The organism is Streptomyces sp. NRRL WC-3618 (assembly GCF_001280005.1).
GTDB lineage: Bacteria > Actinomycetota > Actinomycetes > Streptomycetales > Streptomycetaceae > Streptomyces.
In genome coordinates, this window is the sequence record NZ_LGDW01000178.1 from 1 (window position 1) to 3,560 (window position 3,560).

Below are 3,560 nucleotides of genomic sequence, written 5' to 3' on the forward strand. Positions count from 1 at the left end.
GCGCCCGCCCTCTAAGCTCACGGGCCTGCCAGGTGGGACTGGATCACTGGGGCCACCCTTTTGATGATCTGGTCCGGGGTTGCCGAGGCCAGGGGTTCGACCTTGATGACGTAGCGGAGCATCGCTATGCCTACGAGTTGGGCGGCGGCCAGTTCGGCGCGGAGTTCGGCGTCCGGGAGGTCCAGCTGGGCGGCGATACGGCGCAGCAGCTGGGCGGAGATCAGGCGGCGGAAGACTCCGGCCGCGGCCTCGTTGTTCATGGCGGAGCGGACGATCGCGAGCAGCGCATTGCGCGTGGCCGGGTTCTCCCACACGCCGAAGAAGAAGCGGGCCAGTTGTTCCCCGGCGCCGTCGAGGGGGCCTTCGGCGATCGAGCCGGGGGCGTTCAGAAGAGGGCCGACGGCGACCTCGATGGACGCCTCGAAGACCTGTTCCTTGGTGCCGAAGTAGTGGTGCACGAGCGCCGGGTCCACGCCCGCGGCCTTGGCGATGCCGCGTACGGACGTCTTCTCGTAGCCCCGCTCGGCGAACTCCTCGCGGGCCGCCGCCAGGATGCGGTCGCGGGCGGCGGGGGCGTCCGCGGCATCCGTACGGGAGGGACGTCCCCGGCGGCGGGGGGCCGCGCTGGTCATGGGCGCGGCCCCCCGCCCGGGACGGCTCTGACGGCCGATGCCAGGTGGAGGCGGGTGAAGGCGAGCGCCTCGGCGAGGTCGGCCTCACGCTCGACGCCGGACATCGCACGGCGGGTGTTGACCTCGATGACGACATGGCCGTCGAATCCGGTGAGCGCGAGCCGTTCGAGCACCTGGGCGCAGGGTTGCGTGCCGCGGCCCGGGACCAGGTGCTCGTCCTTGTTGGAGCCGTTGCCGTCGGCGAGGTGGACATGGCCGAGCCGGCCGCCCATGACGCCGATCATCTCCATGGCGTCGCCGCGGGCCGTCGAGGCGTGGCTGAGGTCGATCGTGAAGTGCCGGTAGTCCTCTTTCGTGACGTCCCAGTCGGGGGCGTACGCGAGCATCTCGCGGTCGCGGTAGCGCCAGGGGTACATGTTTTCGACGCCGAACCGGACGTCCGTCTCGTTCGCCATGCGCCAGATGCCGGTGACGAAGTCACGCGCGTACTGGCGCTGCCAGCGGAAGGGGGGATGGACGACGACGGTCGACGCGCCGAGCTTCTCGGCGGCCGCCTGGGCGCGCTTGAGCTTGGTCCAGGGGTCCGTGGACCAGACGCGCTGGGTGATGAGGAGGCAGGGCGCGTGGATCGCGAGGATGGGGATCTGGTGGTAGTCGCTCAGTCTGCGCAGGGCCTCGATGTCCTGGCTGACCGGGTCCGTCCAGACCATGACCTCGATGCCGTCGTATCCGAGACGTGCGGCGATCTCGAAGGCCGTCGCCGTCGACTCCGGGTACACGGAGGCTGTGGACAGCGCGACCTTCGCATCCGGGATGCGTACGACTGGCTCCGCCATGGGGACAGATTACGGGGTGAGTGGGTTGGCCAGTGGTGGGGCGCCTGTTCGCCACTGGGGTTCGGTCTACTCGGTGCCCATATGAGTGCCCATGTGGTCCAGGCGGCGCAGGATGACGCCCTCCCGCAGGGCCCAGGGGCAGACCTCCAGGGTTTTCACGGCGAAGAGCTCCATCGCCGCCTCGGCCACCAGGGCGCCCGCGACAAGCTGGTTGGCCCGGCCTTCCGAGACGCCGGGGAGTGCCGCCCGTTTCGCCGTCGTCATGGAGGCGAGCTCGGGGACCAGCGTCTGCAGGGCCTCGCGCCTCAGTTCGCGCTGGACGTAGAGGCCGTCCGTGGAGCGGGCCGCGCCGGCCAGCCGGGCGAGCTGCTTGAACGTCTTCGACGTGGCGACGACGTGGTCAGGAGCGCCGAAGCGGCTGAACTCGCCCACCGAACCTGCGATCTGGGCGCGTACATGGCGGCGCAGGGACCTGATGTCGTCGGGGTCGGGCGGGTCGCCGGGGAGCCAGCCCGAGGTCAGGCGGCCGGCGCCGAGCGGGAGGGACACGGCCGTGTCGGGTTCCTCGTCTATGCCGTAGGCGATCTCCAGGGAACCCCCGCCGATGTCCAGGACGAGGAGTTTGCCGGCCGACCAGCCGAACCAGCGCCGGGCGGCGAGGAAGGTGAGGCGGGCCTCCTCGGAGCCGGTCAGGACCTGGAGCTCGACGCCTGTTTCGGCCTGCACGCGCGCGAGGACGTCGTCGGCGTTACTGGCCTCGCGCACGGCGGAGGTGGCGAACGGCAGCAGATCCACGACGCCCTTGTCCTCGGCGGCCTGGAGCGCGTCCCGGACCACCGCGACGAGTTTGTCGACCCCCTCGGGGCTGATGGCTCCGGCGCCGTCGAGAAGTTGGGCGAGCCGCAGCTCGACCTTGTGCGAATGCGCGGGCAGGGGGCGCGCGCCGGGGTGTGCGTCCACCACCAGCAGATGCACCGTGTTCGATCCCACGTCGAGGACACCGAGTCTCATGGACGGAACGCTACTGCCAGCCGCGCCCGCATCCGTCCCCGGAGCGTTGCCGAAAAGGGGTCCGGGCGTCTTACCCTGGACCCGTGCCAAAGACGAATAAGGCAAAGGCCGACAAGTCGGCAACGTCAGCCCCCTCCGCGAAGTCCCCGAAGCCCTCGAAGCCCACAAAATCTTCGAAGTCGGCCAAGGTGGGCGACGAGAAGGGGCTCGACTTCGCGCGCGCGTGGGTCGAATTCCCTGATCCCGCCGACGACGAGCAGGTCTTCCGCTGTGATCTGACCTGGCTGACCTCTCGCTGGAACTGCATCTTCGGAAGCGGTTGCCAGGGCATCCAGGCCGGACGCGCGGACGACGGCTGCTGCACGCTGGGTGCCCATTTCTCCGACGAGGACGACGAGAAACGCGTCGCCGGACATGTGGCGCGGCTCACGCCCGAGATCTGGCAGAACCATGACGTCGGCACCGAGTCCGGCTGGACCTCGGAGGACGAGGAAGGGTCGCGGCAGACCCGGCCTTACCAGGGGTCCTGCATCTTCCAGAACCGGCCCGGGTTCGCGGGCGGCGCGGGCTGCTCGCTGCACATCCTGGCGCTGCGCGAGGGTCTGGAGCCGCTGGAGACCAAGCCGGACGTCTGCTGGCAGCTTCCGGTGCGGCGGACGTACGACTGGATCGACCGGCCCGACGACACGCGCGTGCTGCAGGTGTCGATCGGTGAGTACGACCGGCGCGGCTGGGGTCCTGGCGGCCACGACCTGCACTGGTGGTGCACGTCGGCGACCTCGGCGCACGGCGCGGGCGACGCGGTGTACGTGTCCTACCGGCCGGAGCTGATCGAACTGATGGGCAAGGCGGGGTACGACCGGCTGGTCGAGCTCTGTGAGGAGCGGCTGGCCTCGCAGTTGCCGCTGCTGGCTCCGCATCCCGCTGATCCCGTTCGCTGACGCGACGGACTCGCGACGGACTCAGGAGGCCGTCACGGGGCTCGGGCTGTCGCTCTCGACGGGCGGCGAGGAGCCACCTGGGTCGGCCGGGGTGGCGGTCACCGACGCCGTGGGTGTGGGGGTCGGGGTGGGCTCCGGGT

The 3,560-nt window shown here is 70.3% G+C and carries 4 protein-coding genes; 1 reads left to right on the top strand and 3 read right to left on the bottom strand.

The window, feature by feature from the left end; genetic code table 11:
• Positions 1-17: 17 nt before the first annotated feature.
• The 3 genes from ADL01_RS18465 to ADL01_RS18475 all read right to left on the bottom strand — a co-directional run bounded on the left by ADL01_RS18465 (position 18) and on the right by ADL01_RS18475 (position 2,479).
• Entirely contained in the window at positions 18-632 is a 615-nt protein-coding gene (locus ADL01_RS18465) for a TetR family transcriptional regulator (protein WP_053743110.1), read from the bottom strand.
• Positions 629-1,468: a sugar phosphate isomerase/epimerase family protein gene (locus ADL01_RS18470; protein ID WP_053743111.1), complete on the bottom strand. Its 840-nt coding sequence runs from the start codon at positions 1,466-1,468 to the stop codon at positions 629-631. The genes ADL01_RS18465 and ADL01_RS18470 overlap by 4 nt, the downstream gene beginning before the upstream one ends.
• Positions 1,469-1,534: 66 nt before the next feature.
• Positions 1,535-2,479: a Ppx/GppA phosphatase family protein gene (locus ADL01_RS18475; RefSeq protein ID WP_053743112.1), complete on the bottom strand. Its 945-nt coding sequence runs from the start codon at positions 2,477-2,479 to the stop codon at positions 1,535-1,537.
• A gap of 188 nt (positions 2,480-2,667) precedes the next feature.
• Between ADL01_RS18475 and ADL01_RS18480 the strand changes: the two genes are divergently transcribed.
• The gene (locus ADL01_RS18480; RefSeq protein WP_053743113.1) at positions 2,668-3,420 is read left to right on the top strand and encodes a hypothetical protein; all 753 of its coding nucleotides are present in this window, start codon (positions 2,668-2,670) and stop codon (positions 3,418-3,420) included.
• Positions 3,421-3,560 lie beyond the last annotated feature (140 nt).